The organism is Terriglobia bacterium, from assembly GCA_020072645.1.
In the GTDB taxonomy this organism is placed as follows: domain Bacteria; phylum Acidobacteriota; class Terriglobia; order Terriglobales; family Acidobacteriaceae; genus Angelobacter.
Genome location: JAIQGK010000007.1, coordinates 139583 through 159133, shown reverse-complemented (window position 1 = coordinate 159133; position 19551 = coordinate 139583). Strand labels below are relative to the sequence as shown.

At 54.0% G+C, this 19551-nt stretch carries 19 protein-coding genes; 10 read left to right on the top strand and 9 right to left on the bottom strand.

Annotated features, from left to right (window positions below):
* The first annotated feature begins 12 nt into the window (after positions 1 to 12).
* Complete coding sequence (locus LAO76_12010; GenBank protein MBZ5491645.1) at positions 13 to 420, top strand: TlpA family protein disulfide reductase; 408 nt, start codon at positions 13 to 15, stop codon at positions 418 to 420.
* A 158-nt stretch (positions 421 to 578) separates the two neighbouring features.
* Here the strand turns inward: LAO76_12010 and LAO76_12005 are convergent, their stop codons facing one another.
* Complete coding sequence (locus tag LAO76_12005) at positions 579 to 1601, bottom strand: acetamidase/formamidase family protein (protein MBZ5491644.1); 1023 nt, start codon at positions 1599 to 1601, stop codon at positions 579 to 581.
* Between the two features lie 225 nt (positions 1602 to 1826).
* Here LAO76_12005 and LAO76_12000 point away from each other — a divergent pair, with 225 nt between their 5' ends.
* On the top strand, positions 1827 to 3260 hold the full coding sequence (locus LAO76_12000; GenBank protein ID MBZ5491643.1) for an MATE family efflux transporter: 1434 nt from the start codon (positions 1827 to 1829) through the stop codon (positions 3258 to 3260).
* A gap of 3 nt (positions 3261 to 3263) precedes the next feature.
* Here LAO76_12000 and LAO76_11995 read toward each other — a convergent pair whose 3' ends face one another.
* Entirely contained in the window at positions 3264 to 5774 is a 2511-nt protein-coding gene (locus LAO76_11995; protein MBZ5491642.1) for a heavy metal translocating P-type ATPase, read from the bottom strand.
* A gap of 13 nt (positions 5775 to 5787) precedes the next feature.
* On the bottom strand, positions 5788 to 6069 hold the full coding sequence (locus LAO76_11990; GenBank protein MBZ5491641.1) for a metal-sensitive transcriptional regulator: 282 nt from the start codon (positions 6067 to 6069) through the stop codon (positions 5788 to 5790).
* Between the two features lie 150 nt (positions 6070 to 6219).
* Between LAO76_11990 and LAO76_11985 the strand changes: the two genes are divergently transcribed.
* Positions 6220 to 6447 carry a hypothetical protein gene (locus LAO76_11985; GenBank protein ID MBZ5491640.1) on the top strand — a complete coding sequence of 76 codons (228 nt, stop codon included), beginning with the start codon at positions 6220 to 6222 and terminating at the stop codon, positions 6445 to 6447.
* Positions 6448 to 6464: 17 nt separating this feature from the next.
* On the opposite strand, the gene LAO76_11980 is transcribed toward LAO76_11985, so the two are convergent.
* On the bottom strand, positions 6465 to 7046 hold the full coding sequence (locus tag LAO76_11980) for a hypothetical protein (protein MBZ5491639.1): 582 nt from the start codon (positions 7044 to 7046) through the stop codon (positions 6465 to 6467).
* A gap of 901 nt (positions 7047 to 7947) precedes the next feature.
* On the opposite strand from LAO76_11980, the gene LAO76_11975 reads away from it, so the two are divergent.
* Positions 7948 to 8787 carry a prohibitin family protein gene (locus LAO76_11975; GenBank protein ID MBZ5491638.1) on the top strand — a complete coding sequence of 280 codons (840 nt, stop codon included), beginning with the start codon at positions 7948 to 7950 and terminating at the stop codon, positions 8785 to 8787.
* Between the two features lie 38 nt (positions 8788 to 8825).
* Here LAO76_11975 and LAO76_11970 read toward each other — a convergent pair whose 3' ends face one another.
* Positions 8826 to 9548, bottom strand: a complete 723-nt coding sequence (locus tag LAO76_11970; GenBank protein ID MBZ5491637.1) for an SIMPL domain-containing protein — start codon at positions 9546 to 9548, stop codon at positions 8826 to 8828.
* A gap of 133 nt (positions 9549 to 9681) precedes the next feature.
* Here LAO76_11970 and LAO76_11965 point away from each other — a divergent pair, with 133 nt between their 5' ends.
* The 4 genes from LAO76_11965 (at position 9682) to LAO76_11950 (ending at position 13564) form a co-directional block, all read left to right on the top strand.
* On the top strand, positions 9682 to 9948 hold the full coding sequence (locus tag LAO76_11965; GenBank protein MBZ5491636.1) for a redoxin family protein: 267 nt from the start codon (positions 9682 to 9684) through the stop codon (positions 9946 to 9948).
* Between the two features lie 9 nt (positions 9949 to 9957).
* Positions 9958 to 10266, top strand: coding sequence for a redoxin domain-containing protein (locus LAO76_11960; protein MBZ5491635.1), 309 nt, complete (start codon positions 9958 to 9960; stop codon positions 10264 to 10266).
* Positions 10267 to 11502: an MFS transporter gene (locus LAO76_11955; GenBank protein MBZ5491634.1), complete on the top strand. Its 1236-nt coding sequence runs from the start codon at positions 10267 to 10269 to the stop codon at positions 11500 to 11502.
* A gap of 88 nt (positions 11503 to 11590) precedes the next feature.
* A complete protein-coding gene (locus LAO76_11950; GenBank protein ID MBZ5491633.1) occupies positions 11591 to 13564 on the top strand; it encodes a beta-lactamase family protein in 1974 nt (657 codons plus the stop codon).
* 95 nt (positions 13565 to 13659) lie between these two features.
* On the opposite strand, the gene LAO76_11945 is transcribed toward LAO76_11950, so the two are convergent.
* The 3 genes from LAO76_11945 to LAO76_11935 all read right to left on the bottom strand — a co-directional run bounded on the left by LAO76_11945 (position 13660) and on the right by LAO76_11935 (position 16666).
* Positions 13660 to 15033 (bottom strand): NAD(P)(+) transhydrogenase (Re/Si-specific) subunit beta, encoded by a 1374-nt coding sequence (locus LAO76_11945; GenBank protein ID MBZ5491632.1) that lies wholly within the window; start codon positions 15031 to 15033, stop codon positions 13660 to 13662.
* Positions 15030 to 15383: an NAD(P) transhydrogenase subunit alpha gene (locus LAO76_11940; protein ID MBZ5491631.1), complete on the bottom strand. Its 354-nt coding sequence runs from the start codon at positions 15381 to 15383 to the stop codon at positions 15030 to 15032. The genes LAO76_11945 and LAO76_11940 overlap by 4 nt, the downstream gene beginning before the upstream one ends.
* A 143-nt stretch (positions 15384 to 15526) precedes the next feature.
* Positions 15527 to 16666: a Re/Si-specific NAD(P)(+) transhydrogenase subunit alpha gene (locus LAO76_11935; protein MBZ5491630.1), complete on the bottom strand. Its 1140-nt coding sequence runs from the start codon at positions 16664 to 16666 to the stop codon at positions 15527 to 15529.
* A 246-nt stretch (positions 16667 to 16912) separates the two neighbouring features.
* Between LAO76_11935 and LAO76_11930 the strand changes: the two genes are divergently transcribed.
* Together LAO76_11930 and LAO76_11925 are read left to right on the top strand one after the other, a co-directional pair.
* On the top strand, positions 16913 to 17392 hold the full coding sequence (locus tag LAO76_11930) for a hypothetical protein (GenBank protein ID MBZ5491629.1): 480 nt from the start codon (positions 16913 to 16915) through the stop codon (positions 17390 to 17392).
* A 20-nt stretch (positions 17393 to 17412) separates the two neighbouring features.
* A complete protein-coding gene (locus LAO76_11925; GenBank protein MBZ5491628.1) occupies positions 17413 to 18435 on the top strand; it encodes a hypothetical protein in 1023 nt (340 codons plus the stop codon).
* On the opposite strand, the gene LAO76_11920 is transcribed toward LAO76_11925, so the two are convergent.
* On the bottom strand, positions 18432 to 19550 hold the full coding sequence (locus LAO76_11920) for a hypothetical protein (protein MBZ5491627.1): 1119 nt from the start codon (positions 19548 to 19550) through the stop codon (positions 18432 to 18434). The genes LAO76_11925 and LAO76_11920 overlap by 4 nt on opposite strands.
* Position 19551 lies beyond the last annotated feature (1 nt).

Below are 19551 nucleotides of genomic sequence, written 5' to 3'. Positions count from 1 at the left end.
AAATTGCGCTTTATCGGCTCACAGGCCCCGGATTTCACCGTGCAGGATACCGACCGCAAAGTCTCCCTCCATGACTACCGGGGCAAGATAGTGGTATTGAATTTCTGGTCGCCGCATTGCGCGCCTTGTATCGCGGAAATGCCTTCCCTGGTGCAATTACAGAAGCGCATGGGTGACAAGATCACCGTGGTGGGCGTAGCAGTAGATGCCACGAATGACGAGTACCACGCCTTTCTGCAAAAGCACGGTATTGACTTCCTGACTGTGCTCGACTCAGCTAAAGACAGCTACAACCTGTATGGGGCCACAGGTTATCCGGAAACGACTATCATCGATCGCAAAGGCGTGGTTCGCCGCAAGTTTGTGCTCGCGGAGAACTGGACCAGCCCGGAGATCGTGGAGTACCTGCAGAAGCTATAGTTTCTGAAATCCCAAATCCCGCAGAGCGGGTGAGGGATCGCTATTGCCAAGAGATGCTTCGCCGTTCTCGAAATTCTTATTGACCAAAGGGATCTCTCCCCTTCGACTCCGCTCAGGATCGAGATTGCAGAAAAGACGAAGCTTCGAGATGCTGCCAGTTATTTAGCCACCGCGACTTTCGGCTTCGGCAGAAAACTCTTCTTCACCTTGGCGACAATCACATAGTTGGGGTCAACCATTTCGTTCAGATGGATTTCCCCGACTTTTGATAGCAGCTCATAGGCATCCATTTCAGATAGGCCGTAGTCAGTGTGGATCCAGCCGACCAATTCCGTAAATGCAATGCGCAGAGCATCGTCCAGCGGGCGGTAAGCGCCGACGGTCATGATGTAATCGTCATTTTCAAAGCGCGGCCAGCTGATTTTCTGGCCTTTGATCACATGCACCTGCACGCGCCCTCGCAGAGGAACTTCTAAGGCGGTACCGGCAATTTCGCCGTCGCCCATGGCGGCGTGTCCGTCACCCAGAAAGAGCATTGCTCCGGGAACATTCACCGGAAAATAAACCGTGTTGCCCACGCTGGCTTCTGGCGAATCCATGTTGCCGCCGAAAGCTTCCGGCACCACGGAGGTGCGGGCCTCGCCGCCAGCCGGCGCCACGCCGATACAGCCAAAGAACGGATGCAGGGGGAACTTCACCTTGTAATTGGAATCCAGCGCCTGGAAGGTAGCGGTATTTGTGGCGTGGTCGATGGGATAAAACCAGATCTTCTCTTTGATGGGCGCATTCAGCATCGGCGTGTAATTGGTGGAATTGATCGCGCCAAATCCCGGCGCAAGCGCACCAATGCCCTGATTGCTGTCCACTTTGATTTCAAGGAACTTCACCGCCAGTGTGTCGCCCGGCTCTGCGCCGTCGATGAAGAATGGTCCGGTGAGAGGATTGTCGCCGGGAGCCATGTCTAGCGTGTCGCCCGGCTTCTTGATGGCATTGCCGAAACAGTCGACGGTATTCGTTTCCAGGATATTGCCGGATTTCAGATGCGCGACCGGACTGTACGACGCAGCGTAAGTGTATTTGAGTTCGCTGGGTTTCAGTTCGTAGCGGACAACCTTGCCTTCTTCAGAGTTTTGCGCGATCGCAGCAGCGGAGCACAGCAGCACAGCCAGAACACTTTTCATCGGTGGGACCCTCGCGCAGGATTTTACCGCAAAGGACGCGAAGGTCGCGAAGCAGAAGGACAACGATTGATGCTTTTTGATTTCCGCCTGAGTTTTGTGGTAAAAAATGCTCTACGCCGATGAAAGTCTCCTACTAATCGTCGCTTTCCTTAGTCGCCGCCAATCTTCTGGCCGCGGGAATCGTCTCGTTTTCAGTTCGTGTTGCTGACTGCCATCCGGCAGTTGATGGAGATTTTCTTGAGTTCAACTGTTACCACTTCCGTTCCTTCCCGGGCCACGCGATGGTTTGCCCTGATCAAAGAAGCCATTCTCGGCTCCAAGCAGGATTTCACCGCCATTTCTAGCGACAGGGCAATCGTACTGCTGGCCGTGCCCATGGTGCTGGAGATGGCAATGGAGTCGCTCTTCGGCATCGTCGATATTTTCTTTGTCGCGCATCTGGGCGCGGACTCAACCGCCACCGTTGGCATCACTGAAGGCATGCTGGTGCTCGTGATGGCGGTAGCTTTCGGGCTAAGCATGGGAACCACCGCTGTGGTGGCGCGTCGCGTTGGCGAGCATGACCAGAATGGCGCTGCGGAAGCCGCTGTCCAATCGATCCTGATTGGTCTGGGGTTCGCAATCCTGATCTTTGCCATTGCGTTTCCCTTCGCGCCCGCATTGCTTCGCTGGATGGGAGCCGGTCCGGGGATTGTGCGCGTTGGGTCTCTTTACACGCGAATCATGTTGAGCAGTTCCGGCATCATTCTTCTGCTTTTCCTCATCAATGCGGTCTTTCGCGGGGCTGGAGATGCGGCCATTGCCATGCGTGTTCTCTGGCTGGCCAACTTCATCAATTTGTGCCTCGATCCCTGCCTGATCAGGGGTCTTGGACCATTTCCCAAGCTCGGCGTTACAGGTGCCGCGGTTTCCACCAGCATAGGACGCAGCATTGGCATCGTTTTCCAGCTCTACCTGCTCAGCAAGGGCAGCGCGCACCTCAACATTTTGCGGAAGCACATCCGCCTGAAGTTAAAGCTGATGTGGAACATCTTCGAGGTTGCTGGGATCGGCGTCTTGCAGCTCCTGATAGCCACGGCGAGTTGGCTGGCGATGGTGCGCATGATTCAGTCTTTTGGCAGCCAGGCCACCGCGGGTTATACCGTGGCGATCCGTATTGTGATCTTTTCGACTCTTCCTTCGTGGGGGCTGGGGTCGGCGGCGGCAACGCTGGTGGGGCAGAACCTGGGAGCGAAGCAGCCAGATCGGGCCGAGCAATCGGTCTGGCGCGCGAGTTTCATTAACGCTGTCTTTCTGGCGGTAGTTTCACTGGGGTTCCTGATCTTTGCGCCGCAATTGGTTGGTGTGTTCAGCAACGATCCGCAGGTGGTCCGCTACGGCGCAAGCTGTCTGCGCATCATCAGCTGTTGCTATGTCCTGTGGGCCTACGGCGAGGTGATTGTGCAGGCCTTTAACGGAGCGGGCGATACCTGGACGCCAACGTGGATTAATTTTTTTGTGTACTGGATCGTCCAACTGCCGCTGGCATATGTCTTGAGCATGAAATTCGGGGTTGGCCCGAACGGCGCATATTACGCGATCCTTGTGGCCGAGATCCTGCTCTCGCTCATCGGCATTTACATCTTCAAAAGAGGTAAATGGAAGCTGAAGGTGGTATAGCGGTTAAAGCTTGGCTCTACGCAGACGCAGAGCATTGGCGATCACTGATACTGAACTAAAGCTCATCGCGGCGGCGGCGAATACTGGTTGCAGTAGTAATCCGGTAAATGGATACAACACGCCGGCGGCAATCGGCACGCCAAGCAAATTGTAGATAAACGCGAAAAACAAGTTCTGCCGGATATTGCTCATGGTAGCGCGACTGAGATTGCGCGCCCGCATCAGGGCGTTGAGGTCGCCTTTGATCAGGGTGACGTCGCCGCTCTCCATGGCCACGTCCGTACCGGTCCCCATGGCGATACCGACATTGGCTTGGGCCAACGCAGGCGCGTCATTGACTCCATCTCCCGCCATAGCAACGGTGCGGCCTTCGCTTTGAAGCTTTTTGACGATACTCAGTTTCTTTTCCGGCAACACCTCGGCTTCGAAATCGGTAATACCCAATTCCTTGGCGATAGCTTCCGCCGTGGCACGATTGTCGCCCGTGAGCATCACCAGGCGAAGGCCGCTACGCTTTAAGGCTGCCACAGCTTCACGAGCAGAACTCTTGATAGGATCGGCAACGGCGATCACGCCGGCAACTTTACCGTCCACCGCGGCCAATACGATTGTTTGTCCTTGACGGCTAAAGATTTCAGCTTGCAGGGATATGGAGCGCGTGTCGATTCCGCGGCTCACAAGAAAATCAGGTGTTCCTACAACAACCTGCCGCCCCAGAACTTCTCCCGTAACACCCTGGCCGGTGAAGGACTGGAATTGCGCCACCTGTGGAATCTTCAGTCGGCGTTGTTCTGCTTCGCGAACGATGGCTGCGGCTACGGCGTGTTCGCTTAGCTTCTCGACGGCCGCGACTAATAGCAGAAGGTCGACTTGAGAGATGCCACCAGTTGCAGCCATAGACGTCATCCGGGGCTTACCTTCTGTCAGCGTGCCGGTCTTGTCGAGCACTAGCGTGTCAACTTTTTCCATGAGTTCCAGAGCCGCGGCGTTTCTAACGAGAACACCGGCATGCGCGCCGCGTCCGGTGCCGACCATCACAGCCATCGGAGTAGCCAGACCCAGGGCACAAGGACAGGCAATAATGAGTACCGCAACGGCGTTGACCAGAGCATAGGCAAGTCGCGGCTCGGGGCCCCAGATTGCCCAGACTATGAAGGTGAGAACGGCCACGAGCAAGACGGCAGGCACAAAATATCCGGAAACTTTGTCGGCCAGCGATTGGATTGGAGCGCGGCTGCGTTGGGCTTCAGCCACCATGCGCACGATTTGGGCCAAGAGCGTTTCTGAACCCAGCTTTTCGGCGCGCATGATGAAAGAACCAGTTTGATTCACTGTGCCACCGACGACCTTGATACCGGGCGATTTTTCCACTGGCATCGATTCACCGGTGATCATCGATTCATCGACCGAACTATTCCCTTCTTCCACAACGCTGTCGACAGGAATACGGTCGCCCGGACGCACGCGCAGCCGGTCGCCACGCTGGATATGGTCAAGAGAGATTTCTTCATCCGATCCATCTGCACGCACGCGTCGCGCAGTTTTAGGATTGAGATTGAGCAAAGCCTTGATGGCCGAGCTTGTCTGCCGTCGAGCACGCAACTCCAACACCTGTCCCAGCAAGACCAACGTAACGATGATAGCCGCGGACTCAAAATAGACTTCTGGCCTCCCGCCGTGGCCAAGAAAAGAAGCAGGAAAAATGCCGGGCGCCAGCGTTGCAATCAAGCTGAAGAAATATGCTGTGCCGGTGCCCATGGCGATGAGCGTGAACATATTCAGGTGGCGATTGACAAGCGATGCCCAACCGCGCTGAAAGAAGGGCCAGCCTCCCCACAGCACGACGGGTGTTGCCAGCAAAAGTTGCAGCCATGCCATCCACCCTGCAGGCAGGTTGTGCAAAGGACTGCCGGAAGCCATGCCACCCATGGAGATGGCAAGCAAAGGGACACTGAGCGCGACGCCGACCCATAGCCGTTTCTGCATGCTGCGCAATTCAGAATCGTCTTCTTCATGGATTCCTGCAGCAACACGCGGCTCAAGGGCCATTCCACAGATTGGACAATTCCCCGGGCCGCTGCGGACGATTTCCGGATGCATGGGGCATGTGTACTCCACGGTTTCAGGCTCAAGCGCCATGCCGCACTTGGGACATGCTCCGGGTTTTTGCTCACGAACTTCAGGATCCATGGGGCAAACATAGGTGACGGTTCCCTTCCCGGCTGATTGGTCCGGTACAGATTTTGTTATCGGGGGAGCAGCGGCTGATGCTGGCGTGATTCCCCCGATCTGCACCATCTGGCTTTTGGGAAGTTGAGCGGCGGGCCTGGGCGCGAGATATTTTTCCGGGTCGGCGTTGAAGCGCTTCACGCATCCCAGGCTACAAAAATAGTAGGTTCGACTTTTATATTCGGACGAACCCGCGGCCCTTGCAGGATCAACGTCCATGTGGCAAACGGGATCTTTGACGAGCGTCCTGCCTGTTTTTTCCGAACTTATTCCTTCTGGATTCATGTCCCTGAGGCCTCTAGCGGGCGTGGCGGTAAAAGAGTTCTGTCAACTCGTTATAAGTGCGCTGCGCCTGTTTGTCGTCGCCGGAGCGCAATGCCTCGGTGGCGCAATGCTGCAAATGGTCTTTCATCAGGATTCTTTCCACGGCCCGCAGCGACTCATGAATGGCGGACATCTGTACCAGCACGTCCGGGCAGTAACGATCTTCTTCCACCATCTTCTGCACGCCGCGGACCTGGCCTTCAACCCGGCGCAGACGCAGCAGCAAATCCTGGCGCGCGCAGGCTTCACGCGGCATGGCGCGGTGCGATTCTTTCTGTGCTTTTCGCTTCTTCATAACGGACCTGACTTACCTCTCACTATACCCCCTAGGGGTATAACGGTCAAATCTGGATGCAAGGTTGCGATATATTGGAGGGTCACCAAAAACATTTAAGTGGAGACCCTGATGACCCTGCTGGATGTGGTTTTCAAATATGGCACGCCGCCCGGAGAGAAAGAAATGGAAGCGTTGAACAATGCCTGGGAAGTTTACGGCGTGCGCAAGATCAAGTTTGACGAGAAAGAGCACACCATCCGCGTTGAGTATGATGCTTCACGGTTGAATGATGGCGAGATTGCCGGCATCCTGCGGCGGGCCGGAATCGATCTCCGAGAAAAAGTTCAGCTCGTCTAGAAATCACGCCACCTGATTCAATGCTTTGGCGTGTTGAGACGGTATTGTGTGATGATCTCCTGGCCAGCCGCATACAACTCAGTAAGAGCATGCGTTCTTCGGTTCAATTCCGTTTCCGGTGCGCTCACCGTGTAAACGCCATTGTCAGTTATCAGGTAGAAGAAAACCTCGCCTTTTTGGGGCAAGGGATAATTTTGCGTCTTCTGCATCTTGGCACGAAACCTGCGCGCCACGGCGATAAAATTCTGGCCGGCTTGGTGAACTGATGGATAATTTTGGCCACCTCCAATAAATCCGCCTCCATTGCTTATGTAAATACTGGCAGCGCCATCAGCAAAAGCGGCGACCGTAACGTTGCGAGCACCTGTATTCAGGTCCATGAGGACTGCTAAGGGATCGTCCGGTCCGATATTTTTCAACCCAATCTTGGCCGATGTAGAGGTCAACGCCTGGGTTCTGAGACCGAGATAGACCTCCATGGCTTTTTCTGGTGGAACAGGCACGAAGCGTGGAGGCTGCTGCGAGGCTTTCATCCGGTATAACAAACCGGTGGCCGCCAGAAGAGCAAGTGCAACAACGGCTAAGAGTTTCCAGGGCATGGTTGGTCCTTATTAGGATAACTTGCTGTAAATCCAATCTGCCAAATTGCTCCATCTGCTGCCAGTACGTTCGGACCGTCCCACCAAGCTGTCTCACGTCCAGGGCAAGACGATGAGAAACGATTCGCAAAACGCAGAGATTGTACAGCAGGGATTAGCGGCAACCCTTGTGTCTAAGAATTTCAGGAATGAGAAATACAGGAATGGGCTGCGAGATCAGGTCGGGAGATTGCATCAGGACGCTCAGCAATAGCGGCAGGGCTATTTCAAATTCAGGATTTCGCCAGCAGCCACTGGTCCAGCTTCGCCTTGAACACCGGCTCAAAGCAGAGATCCTTCGCGCAAACCCGGCGCTCAGGATTTCGCGTGCGGACTCCCGTTCGGCTTGCGCCTCACTCGCGCCGGCAGTACCGCTCGAGGCAGAGATCCTTCGCGCAAACCGGGCGCTCAGGATTTCGCCTGCAGGCTCCCGGTCGGCTGCGCCTTCCTCACGCCTGCATACCGGCTCAAAATGCAACGAGGCACTTTCGAGGGATCTCTGGCCGTTAGATCCATTCGAAAGCGCCCCGATGCGCGCCACTTCGTCTGGCATGGGTTATTGCATCCTCTGTGCCATTCAATTGCGACTGAAAATAAAGGGTTTAGCAGAGTAGCTCAGTGGAAAAGCGGGTAGTAATTCCCTGCCCCTGAAAAAATTGCTCTGTGGATTTTTCTGAGACCACGTTTTCCACCCAATTATTACTTAGCCGCAATCCCTCAGCGGCCTTATTCTTAGAACCGTCACCAGCCAAATTATAAAGAAGTTGCAAAGAACCATTGTGAATCATGCCGCCGGCAGGAAATCGCCATCGTTCGCCAAGAGGCATTAACTAACCGCAACAAAGAAAAGGAGTTTTCCTGAATGTCACACTTCGATCCCAGAATTATCAGCTCAAATCCCAAGTCAATTTCCGGCACTCCCATCCTGGTCGGGACTGGGCTTGTGTTCCTCATCATCCTTTTGTGGGCTTCCGTTGCGTATGTTCCGCCGGGAAATGTGGGTGTGCTGGTTTATTTTGGAAGGGTAACGGGTGAAACGCTGCCGGCAGGCACCCATTTTGTTTCTCCATTCAAAATCAACCATGTCTTTTCCGTGCGGACACAAACGCAGGAGGAGCACACCTCCACGCCGTCCATGGAAGGCCTGAACCTGGAGATTGACACGTCTCTTATTTATCACCTGGAACAGAGCCGTGCTGCAGATGTGTACAGCAAGCTGGGACCGGACTACGCTCGCACCATCATCGATCCCAACCTGCGTTCCACTATTCGCGATACCACCGCGGGACATTCCGCCAACACGCTTTATTCAAGTTCACGAAAAGAAGTGGAGGACGAGATCAAAGCTGGATTGAAGGCCGCGCTGGAGCCAAGGGGAGTCATAGTGGAAAGCGTGCTCTTGCGCGACATTCAGCTTCCACACACGTTAAGGGCATCCATTGAAACGAAGCAGCAGGCGGAGCAGGAGTCGCTGGCGATGAATTTCCGGCTGCAAAAGGAACGCCAGGAAGCGGACCGCAAGAGGATTGAAGCCCAGGGCATTCATGACTTCCAGCAGATTGTGGCCCAGGGAATCAGCGCGCAGCTACTGCAGTGGAAAGGCATTGAGGCCACGGAAACTCTGGCTAAAAGCCCCAACGCCAAGATTATTGTGATCGGCAATCCCAAGAATGGTCTGCCGCTGATCATGGGCCAGGACTAGTCACTCAGCCGGCGCCGAAGTGTCAGCCGGCTGTGCATTTATTTCAACGCGAACAAGGCATTCACATGCGCGTTGATAGTTACCGTTTGCGGAGTGAAATCAGCCATGGGCGGCGGCGTGGCCGCAGGCGCGGCTGAGCGTGCCATGCCCTGCGCGAATACCATAGGCACGATGTTCGGCTGGTTCACGTCTACCGAGGCATAGAGAAGATCGCCCAGTGTACGTCCACCAGCACTAGCGACGGCTGCTGCCTGGTTGCGGGCTTTTTTCAGCGCATCTTCTGATGCTTTGGCCTTGGCTTGTTCAATGTCTTCCAGGGTGTAATTCACTGACTGGTTCTGCGTGTCCTCAACGTCCGCCAATTGCTCTGTAAGTGCGCCGATCTTGGTAAAGTCGCGCAGCTTCAAAGTGATGTCCGAGGTCACTCGATACCCGATCACTTTGTGTTTGGGATTTTTCCAATCGTACATGGGCTGGCCCTGATACGTCCCAAATTGCGCGGCTTTCAAATCAATGCCATTGTTCTTCAAGATCTGGCGAACGTGATCGACGGCCAAAGCTGCGCGGTCATAGGCGGCGCGCGATGTGTCCTGCTGGGAAGCAATGTCCATGCGGATGACAGCAGTGTCTGGAGCGGCTTCAAATTTGCCATCGGCGCCGGCATAAATGGTATTGAGCTGGATTGCAGCGGGAGTGCTGGAAACCTGCGCAGAGGCGACGGCGGCCAACGCCAGGACTGCCACAAAAAGTAATCTTTTCATTGGAATTATCTCCGCCAAATACTAACACCCAGTTGGCGCAAAGTTGCTGGCCCATTAGGTTGCGCTTCGCTATTGACGTACTCATTGCATAAATTTAGGCTTACCGTGCAGCATTCATGCGGAGGAAGAACTAATGCGTAGAAGAACTGCCGTCCAAATGTTGGGAACGCTAGCGCTGCTGGGGCCAACTGCCGGAACCAGCTTGTTTTCGCAAAGCGATAAGAAAGAAGAAAAAAAAGAGGCGCCCCCGGCGCAGCCTGAGCCCAAGGTCAAAGTGGGCGATACCTTCCCTGATTTTACTCTCATCGACCAGAATCGGAATAAAGTCTCTCTGCACGACTTCAAAGGTAAGAAGAATGTTGCGGTCGCATTTGTTTTTTTCGCCTTCACCCCTGGTTGAACCGCGGAGATGCAGAACTTCCAGAAGAACCTGCAAAAACTGGAAGCTGCAGACACCCAGGTACTGGGTGTAAGTATGGACAGCCCTTTCAGCAACGCTGCATGGGCGGAAAAAGAAGGAATCAAGTTCCCCATCTTGAGTGATTGGGAGGGAAACTTTACCAAAGAACTCGGCATTTACACGACACAACATCACGCACGCCGGGTGACCTTCCTGCTGGATAAGGAAGGCAAGGTTCTGGAGATGCAAATGGATCGCGAAGCTATTGATCCTACCGCCGTTGTGACCTCCTGCGAACGCCGGAAGCTCAAAGGCTAGATGCCTGTAACGGTTCAGACAGAAGCCCGCCAGGGACTTTCATCCCGGCGGGCACTTTTTTTGCTTTCAGTTTCCATTTTGCTGGCCATGTCACTGTGGTTCACCGGGACCGCCGTGATTCCGCAGATCACAACACTCTGGCATTCGGGGCTGGCGCTGGGATCATGGCTTACGATTGCGGTGCAAATTGGATTTTCTGTCGGAGCAATCACTTTTGCGCTGTTCAATATTCCCGATGTTTTTAGTCCAATTAAAGTTCTGGTTGTTTCTGCCATTGCGGCAGCGGCTGCCAATGCCGCGTTTGCTTTTTTAGCCGCGCAACCACTTCCAGCCATTCTGCTGCGAGGCGCTACAGGATTCTTCCTGGCCGGTGTTTATCCCGTAGGGATGAAGATTATTGCAGGGTGGTTCCAGCGCGGACGTGGTCTGGCTCTCGGGATAATGATTGGCGCGCTGACGGTTGGATCGGCGGTGCCCCATGCCGTGAATGCTTTAGGCAGAGTTCCCTGGCAGGGCGTGATCCTGCTAGGAAGCGCGCAAGCATTGCTGGGCGCTTTGATTGTTGCTTTGGCGGTTCGCCAAGGGCCGTATGCCATGCCGCAATCGCGCTTTGATCCAGCGCAGATTCTTGAGATTGTCCGTAACAGACCATTACGACTCGCTAATCTTGGCTATCTCGGTCACATGTGGGAGCTCTATTCCATGTGGGGATGGATCGCCGTGATCTTTTCAGTGTCAGCGGCGTGGTCCCGCTCAATGTTTGAAACCATGGCCGCATTAGCAATAGCTATTGGAGCAGTTGGCTGCATCTGGGCCGGGGCAGCTAGTGATAAATTGCAGGACCAGGCGGCTGGCATACGCGTGGCGCAGCGCGCACGCGTAACCATTATTGCCATGGCCATCAGCTCTGTATGTTGCGTGCTGGCTGCACTGGTTCTGCATCGACCGATGATTCTGATTCCACTTTCCCTGATCTGGGGAATAGCGGTCATTGCCGATTCAGCGCAATTCTCCACCATAATTAGTGAGGTATCGGATAAAAACTACGTCGGGACGGCGCTGACCTGCCAGGTAGCGTTGGGATTTCTGTTGACAGCTTTTGTCATCCGCTTGATGGCAGCCATTGCGGCGCTCTACGGATGGAACTGGGCACTGGCAAGCATGGCGCTAGGACCATTGCTCGGAATCTGGGCGATGACTGGATTGCTCAATAGACAGCGAGTTCCAACGCATTAGCCTGACCAATTCTTTGTGGCACGCATGGTATTCTTTCCCGATTGAAAACCAGGAAACGGAGTCGTTTCGTCCCATGAGACCTCGTCGCATGAAACCAAGGATGGTTCTGCCATTTGCTCTTCAGCTTGTCCTGCTCGCTTCCATTGCGATGGCGCAGGCGCCAAAAAAGACGCCGGTTCCTCCCACACCTCAGTCGCCGACGGCTGGTGAATCGAAGGTGACGGAGCCTCCGCATGAGCTTACCGCGGAAGACGTGCATGCTTTCCTGGATGGCTTTGTTCCCATGCAGCTTGAGAGAGAAGACATAGCCGGGGCAGTGGTGCTGGTGGTAAAGGATGGGGCAATCTTATTCGCCAAGGGTTACGGCTATAGTGACGTGGAAAAGAAAACTCCAGTAACGGTTGATGCCACGCTGTTCCGTCCGGGGTCGATTTCCAAGCTGTTTACCTGGACCGCCGTGATGCAACTGGTGGAACAAGGCAAGCTCGACCTCGACCGCGACATCAACGACTATTTGGACTTCAAAATCCCGGCAAAATTTGGCAAGCCGATTACGCTACGCAACATCATGACGCATACTCCGGGTTTTGAGGAGCAGATCAAAGACCTGATCACCGAAGATGCGGCACCTGTCGCCACGCTGAAGCAGCATCTTGTCACGCATATTCCGGAACGCATCTTCCCTCCTGGAACCACTCCTGCTTATTCCAATTACGGAGCTTCGCTCGCCGGATACATTGTGGAGCGCGTCTCGGGACGTCCATTCAATGATTACGTGGCAGAAAATATTTTCAAGCCGCTGGGAATGGCGCACTCGACTTTCACTCAGCCGCTGCCTGCCGACTTGAAGCCGCAGATGTCCAATGGCTACCGGCTAGGGTCGGGCAAGGCAAAGCCGTTCGAAATGATTGAAGAAGCTCCGGCTGGAGCATTAGCCGCCACTGCGGCTGATATTTCGCGATTCATGATCGCTCACCTTCAAAACGGCAAACTTGAAAACGCGCAGATTCTGCGTCCGGAGACAGTAACGCAGATGCACTCACGCCAGTTTGGGCTTAGCCCGGCGCTCAACGGCATGTGCCTGGGCTTCTATGAAGAATCGCGCAATGGGAAACGCATCATCGGCCACGGTGGAGACACGGTTTACTTCCACAGCGACCTGCATCTGATGCTGGAAAACGGTATTGGCTTCTTTGTCTCGTATAACAGCGGCGGCAAGGGCGACATTAGTCCACGCAGCGCTTTGTGGTATCACTTTTTGGATCGTTACTTTCCTTACACGCCGCCCAAAATTGAGAAGCTGGCTAGCGCTGATGCCGATGCGAAAACCGTTGCCGGTCGATATCTTACGACGCGCCGATCTGAAGGTAGTTTTCTGAAGGTTGGCGCTGTCGAAGAAAATGTCCGCGTTACACCAGAGGAGAATGGAACCATCAAAGTGGAGCCCTTCAAGGATTTCAATGGGCAGATCAAAAAATGGCAGGAGATTGCGCCGCTGGTTTATCGCTCCGTGAATGGCCAGGACCTGCTTGCTTTCGTTCGCGACTACAACGGGAATATGCTGCTGGCGCCGAACTTCCCTGCCGCTGCAGAGCAACGCGTGTCATTGGCACAAAGCGCCGATTTTAACCAGGCATTGATCGTAGGCGTTCTGATTATTCTGGGACTGACGCTGCTGTGCTGGCTGCTGGCCGCCATAATTCGAGGACACTATCACCAGCGGCTCGAACTCGATCCCAGTTACATGCGTCTGCGGCCGTGGGTGAGAGTGATCTGCGCGGTGGATATTACATTCCTGCTGATTTTTCTGACGGTGCTTACAAGCGGAGGGATTAACGTCCTGAGTTCCCGGACCGACTTCAAATTTCAAGCGATACAGTTTCTGGGAGTCGTGGGAGCGCTGGGAACAGTTGTTGTATTGCTGGCGTCACTTCGGTCATGGAGAGACCCGCATGCATGGTTCTGGGGCAAGGTCTGGAACCTCCTGCTCCTGCTGGCTTGTCTTGGCTTTGTGTGGTTCTCTTATCACTGGAACCTGCTGAACTTCAACATGAATTACTAAGCTCGGCGATTTACGGAGAATGAAACGCAATGAGCGCCACTCAAGCGTGACGCTCGATTACGTTACAGTTCAGGACTCAGGTTCTAGTCCGGAAGTTATACCTTCTGCACCGCCTGAACAAGATTTGTAAGCGATGACTTGGCATCGCCATAGAGCATCCCTGTGACCGGTTTAAAGAAGAGAGGATTTTCCAGTCCGGAAAAACCTTTTCCCTTGCCGCGTTTCAAGACAACCACCGATTTTGCCTTATCGACTTCTATGATTGGCATTCCAGCAATTAAGCTCTTGGGATTATCTCGGGCATCGGGGTTGACTACGTCGTTGGCCCCGATAACTACCGCGACGTCAGTAGATTGCATCTCAGGATTGATCTGTTCCATTTCATAAAGCGACGAGTACGGCACGTTGGCTTCCGCCAGAAGCACATTCATGTGTCCCGGCATGCGTCCGGCAACGGGATGAATTGCGTACTTCACCGAGATGCCGCGTTCTTCCAGGATATTGCCCAGCTCGCGACAGGCGTGTTGCGCCTGCGCGGTGGCCATGCCGTATCCTGGAACGAAGACAACCTGGTTAGCATAAGCAAGCTGCACCGCAACATCATCAAGCCCGACTTCGCGCATCGATCCCGTTACAGCTGTTTCTGATGTGACTGCGGCGCCAAAGCCGCCAAACAGCACATTGGTGATCGAGCGGTTCATGGCGCGGCACATCAAAATAGACAGGATAAATCCGGAGAAACCATCGAGCGTACCGGCGATGATGAGCACGTTATTGCCTAGCACAAAGCCGGTTGCTGCCGATGAAAGACCGGCGTAAGAGTTCAACAGCGACATCACCACGGGCATGTCCGCCGCGCCGATGGGAATGACCAGCATGATGCCAAACACAAAAGCGCAGCCGACCATCGCATAGAAAAATGTAGCGCCCGCAGGATTAACAATCCACGCGACAAAAGAACCGACCATCACAATAAAAAGTGCCAGATTAAAAATCTGCTGGCCTTTAAACATGATTGGAGTTCCGCGCATCAGTTCCTGAAGCTTAGCTGCGGCAATCAGCGATCCAGTCACAGTCAACGAGCCAAGCATAACTTCCAAACCCAGTGCGCCGACTTTCACCGGACCAAGCTTGCTGCCGTGAATCACGTATTCGGCAATGCCCACCATCGAAGCAGCCAGCGCGCCAAACGCGTGCGACAGCGCGGTTCGTTGTGGCATGGCTGTCATCGGCACCATGGCCATGGGAATACCAATGCTCGAACCCAGAATCAGACCGATGGCGATATATAGATAGTTATGAATATCAGGATGGAAAAGCGTGCCGATCACAGCGGCTGCCATTCCAGCGGCAGCCATAATCATGCCGCGCCGCGCCGTATCAGGATGGCTCAGCCCCTTCAAGCCCAAAACAAAGAGGCAGGAAGCGATGAGATATGTGGCTTCGAGGAAATATTGAGCGTGGCTCACTTTTTCTCCTCCGGCTTATCGGTCTTGGGCGCTTCTTTCTTGCGGAACATCTTCAGCATGCGGTCAGTAATCAGGAACCCGCCCGTCACGTTGATCATGGCGGAGGTCACCGCGGCGCAGCCCAGGATCGACGCCAGCATCTGGTGCTCGTCATAGTGCGATCCCGCAATCACAATCGAGCCAATCAGTGAGATACCTGAAATCGCGTTCGTGGCCGACATTAGCGGCGTGTGCAGCAGCGGAGGCACGCGTGAGATCACCTGATAGCCAAGAAAAGCGGCCAGGGCAAAAACATACAGAGAAGCGATGAGGACCGCCGGGTTGAAAGACAGTTCCTTTGTCCCTTCCATCATCGCCAGCGCGACGATGAATCCTACAGGATGAAACAATAAGTGCTCCATTCAGGTCTCCTTGGGCTTACTCTTTAAAGCGGCTCTATTGATTACTAACACCCAACTACTAAATACCAATTACTAACTACTAGCTTGCTGCGCTACGCTACCGGATGTCCCAACGCCGCGGCCACTTTCGGATGGACGCTCCCGCCTTCATAAGCGACGCAAGCTGGTTTCAAGATATCGTCATTCATGTCGATCTTCAGAGTGCCCTTGTCGTTGATCAGGGCTATGAACGTTGTCAGGTTGCGCGAATAAAGCTGGCTGGCGTGTCCCGGGACCGTGGCGGGCAAATTGAGCGGGCCAAGAATCGTTACGCCGTTGCGGTCCACGTCTTCACCGGGCTTGGTATAGGCAACGTTGCCGCCGGTGGAAGCCGCCAAGTCAACGATCACTGCTCCCGGACGCATGTTGTTCACCGCTTCTTCCGTCAGCATCAGCGGAGCTTTTCGTCCGGGCACCTGCGCCGTGGTAATGATTACATCGGAAGTTGCGGCGTGCTTGGCCACCATATCGCGCCCGCGCTGCAGCGCTTCAGGAGAAAGTTCCTTGGCGTATCCGCCGGCGTCCTGCGTTTCAATTCCGCCCAGGTCCACTTCAAGAAATTTCGCGCCCAGTGATTTCACGTCCTGGCCGGCGGCGGCGCGCACGTCATAAGCTTCCACCACGGCGCCAAGGCGTCGAGCGGTGGCAATAGCTTGCAATCCAGCAACGCCCGCGCCCAGCACCAGGACCTTAGCCGGAGGAACTGTGCCGGCGGCCGTCATCAGCATGGGAAACATTCGCGGCAGGCGCGCGGCGGCGATCAACACGGCTTTGTAGCCCGCAACAGTGGCCATGGAAGAGAGCGCGTCCATGGATTGAGCGCGCGTGGATCGCGGCACCAGCTCCATGGCAAATGCCGTGAGCTTGCGCTCAATGATTGGCTCCAGCGCGGCTGGCTCATCCAGCGGCTTCAGAAAGCCGATGATCACAGCTCCCGACTTCAGCTTGTTAAAGTCGCCGGGCTCCGGACGATTTACGCACGCCAGAATATCGGCTTCCGGCAGCAGATCCGCTCGCGCCATCAGGCTCGCGCCCGCTGTCTGATAGTCCGCGTCAGTAAATCCGGCGCGCAGGCCCGCGCCGGTCTCAATGCCAACCTCCGCGCCGGCTGCCACCAGCTTTTTGACCGACTCAGGCGCCAACGCTACCCGGGCTTCACCTTGCTGCTGTTCCCTTGGGACCGCAATTCTCATATGTCCGTTTCCTCTCTCACTGCAAAACTCGGTATGGTACACCCGAAATATCCAGGAGAAACATTATTCCTGAAGGCGCATATTTACAAAAGTAAGACTTTAAACGCAAGGGGCTGCGCAGACTGTGATGAGGATCACAGGAGGCTTCCGGCGGGCGGTTTCTATTACCTGTCAATTCGTGGGGTGTTGCGATCTTGTTGTATGGCTCACCCTACAACGAAATGCAGGGTTTGCTAACATTTAGCCGTGATTTTACCCGCATCCATTTCACCTTGGCTGCAAATTTTGCAGGGCCTGCTAACGCCCGTTATCGGGTTAACCACTCTTTACATCGCATGGCAGCAGTTTCAAATCAACCGACGAAAGACCATCCTTGAAAGATACGAACGGCGGCTCCAAATCTACCAGCGCATTGTCGAGATGATTCGACTTGTTACCAAGGACTTCAAGCCGGAAGTCCCTGACCTCATAAAGTTCAGCGCAGACACGGCTGAAGCCGACTTTTTATTTGGTGAAGAGATTCCCAAGTACCTCAATGAGATTTATGTTCGTGGTTTCAGCCTCAACACGGCGAACTTTGAATATCGGGATTTCACTCAGCCGATCCCTCAAGGGTATGACCATCAGAAGGTCGTAGACAGAATGACGAAAGCGGAAGAGTGGTTTATGGCTCAACCGCAAATCGCTAAGGAGAAATTTAAGAAGTACCTTGACATCAGTCAGTGAAGCCGAGGAAGGTTCGCGTAATGAAAACCACATTTGTTTTTGGTGCCGGGGCCTCGATACATGCGGGGTATCCGCTTGCCTCGAAGATGGGTGAACAGTTATTGAATTTCATGATTAAGCATTCCCATGCCTTATCTCGACATTATGGACAATTGATTGTTGACACGTTTGGAAAATCACCCAACATTGAGGACCTCATCACAGAAATTGATGCAAGAATTGAATCACTGAGAAAAGAGGGAAAGACCGAGGAGAGGAGAGTTTGGGGCAATGCTCGGGGGTGGTTTGCGGTGATGCTGCGTGAGTGGTTCCGTAAACTTCACAAAAAGCCTGCAAGGGACTATGAGGATTTTGCGAAACGAATCATTAGACCGGGGGATACGGTCATCACATTCAACTACGATGATTCTCTGGACCGTGAACTTAGACACGTTGGGAAGTGGGATTTATCGCGTGGCTATGGGTTTCCGTTGGGCAACGCTGACGCACTGTCAAAGGTGTTAATGCTCAAGCTGCACGGGAGCATGAACTGGATGTTGTCCATTAATAATGGGGCAATGGGCTTCATGCAATTTCAGCCGGGCAAGACGTTAGGAGACCATCCTGTTATTCATCCAGAGGACGCGAAGTATCTCGGATATAAGACATTCGAGGGGAGCATTTATCCGGGCGGGGGAGCGGCTATGCAGAGTCTCATCCTTCCGGGTCGATGCAAAAGATTTGTTATTGATACCTCATTTGGCCCTGAGTATGAGGGATTTTGGAATGCACTCTGGTCTAAAGCTGCTAAGGCTTTAAAAAACTCCGATAGGCTGGTTATTTGCGGGTACAGCATGCCCAAGGCGGATAAACGCGCACGCAGGTTACTACTGGGGATCAAGGACAAGGACATTAGCATAACCGTCATTTGTGGTGGGCAAAGCGAAGACATCGCGGGGTATTTTCGGAAGGCGAACTTCCGAAATGTGAAAGCGTTCAAAGGCGGGTATTTTGATAAGTGGTTGCAGTCTTCAAAAGCAGGACGGCCGAGGAAGCCCACTTAAGATTTTGAGGGATTCTTGAGGGTTTCAAGATGTTTGCTGCCGAGTGCGAGTATTCGGACACGGACGGCGGGTTTATCCGACGGCGCGGAAAACACGCCCAGAGGGTCAGCCCAAGTGTTCCACGGACGTTCGCTATGAATCGCATTGTCCCAAGCAGTGAGGGAAATAAATCCTTTATTCGCCAAGTCGATGAAAAGCTGCTCTATGTGCTTGACGGATATGCCGTACTTTTCCGATAGCTGATGCGGGTACTGCATAAACTGGTCAGGGAACTTGTGGAGCTGCGTCAGAAATTCATATTCAAATTTCGCGTAAGCACCCGCAAAAATAAGCTGCTGTCGATTTTCGCTGTGTTCTTTCCATTCCCGAATCAACTCACGTGCCTCCGCTCTCAGCGCAGCCGGGAATAACGCAACTTCGATAGTAGATGAATGGGCAAGTTTTCTCAGCCCGTTTCCCCGATGGTCGGGGTCAAGCGCACCGATCACAACACGAGCCACCTTGGCTGAAATCAGGCGATCCACGCATGATACCTTTTCATCACTGCGATTGAGGCAAGGTTCCAATGTCGTGTAGATGGTCGCACCATCAAGGGCACCACCGCTCGAAGTCGTGGTAAGACGAAATTCTGCATGCTGTCCACTCATTTTCCCGTTCGTCTGCACCGCAGTACGGCAGTCAATACCTAACAGTTGACCGTGCTTGACAGCGACTGCGCCCACCTTTGGATGTGGCTTGTCGTCTTCCGGCGTGCTTTTCTTGGCGATTCCAATCGCCATCTTCGCATAACGCTCATCCAGTTCAACTTGCACGTTCTCGACGGTCTTGACGTTCTGAAATTGCGCACGGCTGCCGTCGATGTAACCCTGCACCTGTGCTGTCTGGTTGCTTACAAATCGAATCGTGAGATATAGGGGTTGTTGGATGATGCCTGCCCGTGGATCGTCAGTAATTATTGACAACTTTTCTCCCGTCGGGAACCCTTGTGGTCGTCGATTGCTATGGAAATTGACGAAGCCGGACAGATGTCCGTCGTCCGTGGCGTCCAAGTCCAAAACCACGGGAAAAGATTGACCTTGCAGGCTGGTGATATGTCCTTCTTGATGCAGCTTCACT

Bases quoted from the DNA above. Each gene is read 5' to 3' on its own strand.
- LAO76_12000 (MBZ5491643.1), top strand. From the start codon at position 1,827: ATGGAGATTTTCTTGAGTTCAACTGTTACCACTTCCGTTCCTTCCCGG.
- LAO76_11965 (MBZ5491636.1), top strand. From the start codon at position 9,682: ATGCGTAGAAGAACTGCCGTCCAAATGTTGGGAACGCTAGCGCTGCTG.
- LAO76_12005 (MBZ5491644.1), bottom strand. From the start codon at position 1,601: ATGAAAAGTGTTCTGGCTGTGCTGCTGTGCTCCGCTGCTGCGATCGCG.
- LAO76_11985 (MBZ5491640.1), top strand. From the start codon at position 6,220: ATGACCCTGCTGGATGTGGTTTTCAAATATGGCACGCCGCCCGGAGAG.
- LAO76_11960 (MBZ5491635.1), top strand. From the start codon at position 9,958: ATGCAGAACTTCCAGAAGAACCTGCAAAAACTGGAAGCTGCAGACACC.
- LAO76_11990 (MBZ5491641.1), bottom strand. From the start codon at position 6,069: ATGCCGCGTGAAGCCTGCGCGCGCCAGGATTTGCTGCTGCGTCTGCGC.
- LAO76_11995 (MBZ5491642.1), bottom strand. From the start codon at position 5,774: ATGAATCCAGAAGGAATAAGTTCGGAAAAAACAGGCAGGACGCTCGTC.
- LAO76_11925 (MBZ5491628.1), top strand. From the start codon at position 17,413: ATGAAAACCACATTTGTTTTTGGTGCCGGGGCCTCGATACATGCGGGG.
- LAO76_11980 (MBZ5491639.1), bottom strand. From the start codon at position 7,046: ATGCCCTGGAAACTCTTAGCCGTTGTTGCACTTGCTCTTCTGGCGGCC.
- LAO76_11950 (MBZ5491633.1), top strand. From the start codon at position 11,591: ATGAAACCAAGGATGGTTCTGCCATTTGCTCTTCAGCTTGTCCTGCTC.
- LAO76_11955 (MBZ5491634.1), top strand. From the start codon at position 10,267: ATGCCTGTAACGGTTCAGACAGAAGCCCGCCAGGGACTTTCATCCCGG.
- LAO76_11940 (MBZ5491631.1), bottom strand. From the start codon at position 15,383: ATGGAAGGGACAAAGGAACTGTCTTTCAACCCGGCGGTCCTCATCGCT.
- LAO76_11970 (MBZ5491637.1), bottom strand. From the start codon at position 9,548: ATGAAAAGATTACTTTTTGTGGCAGTCCTGGCGTTGGCCGCCGTCGCC.
- LAO76_11975 (MBZ5491638.1), top strand. From the start codon at position 7,948: ATGTCACACTTCGATCCCAGAATTATCAGCTCAAATCCCAAGTCAATT.
- LAO76_11935 (MBZ5491630.1), bottom strand. From the start codon at position 16,666: ATGAGAATTGCGGTCCCAAGGGAACAGCAGCAAGGTGAAGCCCGGGTA.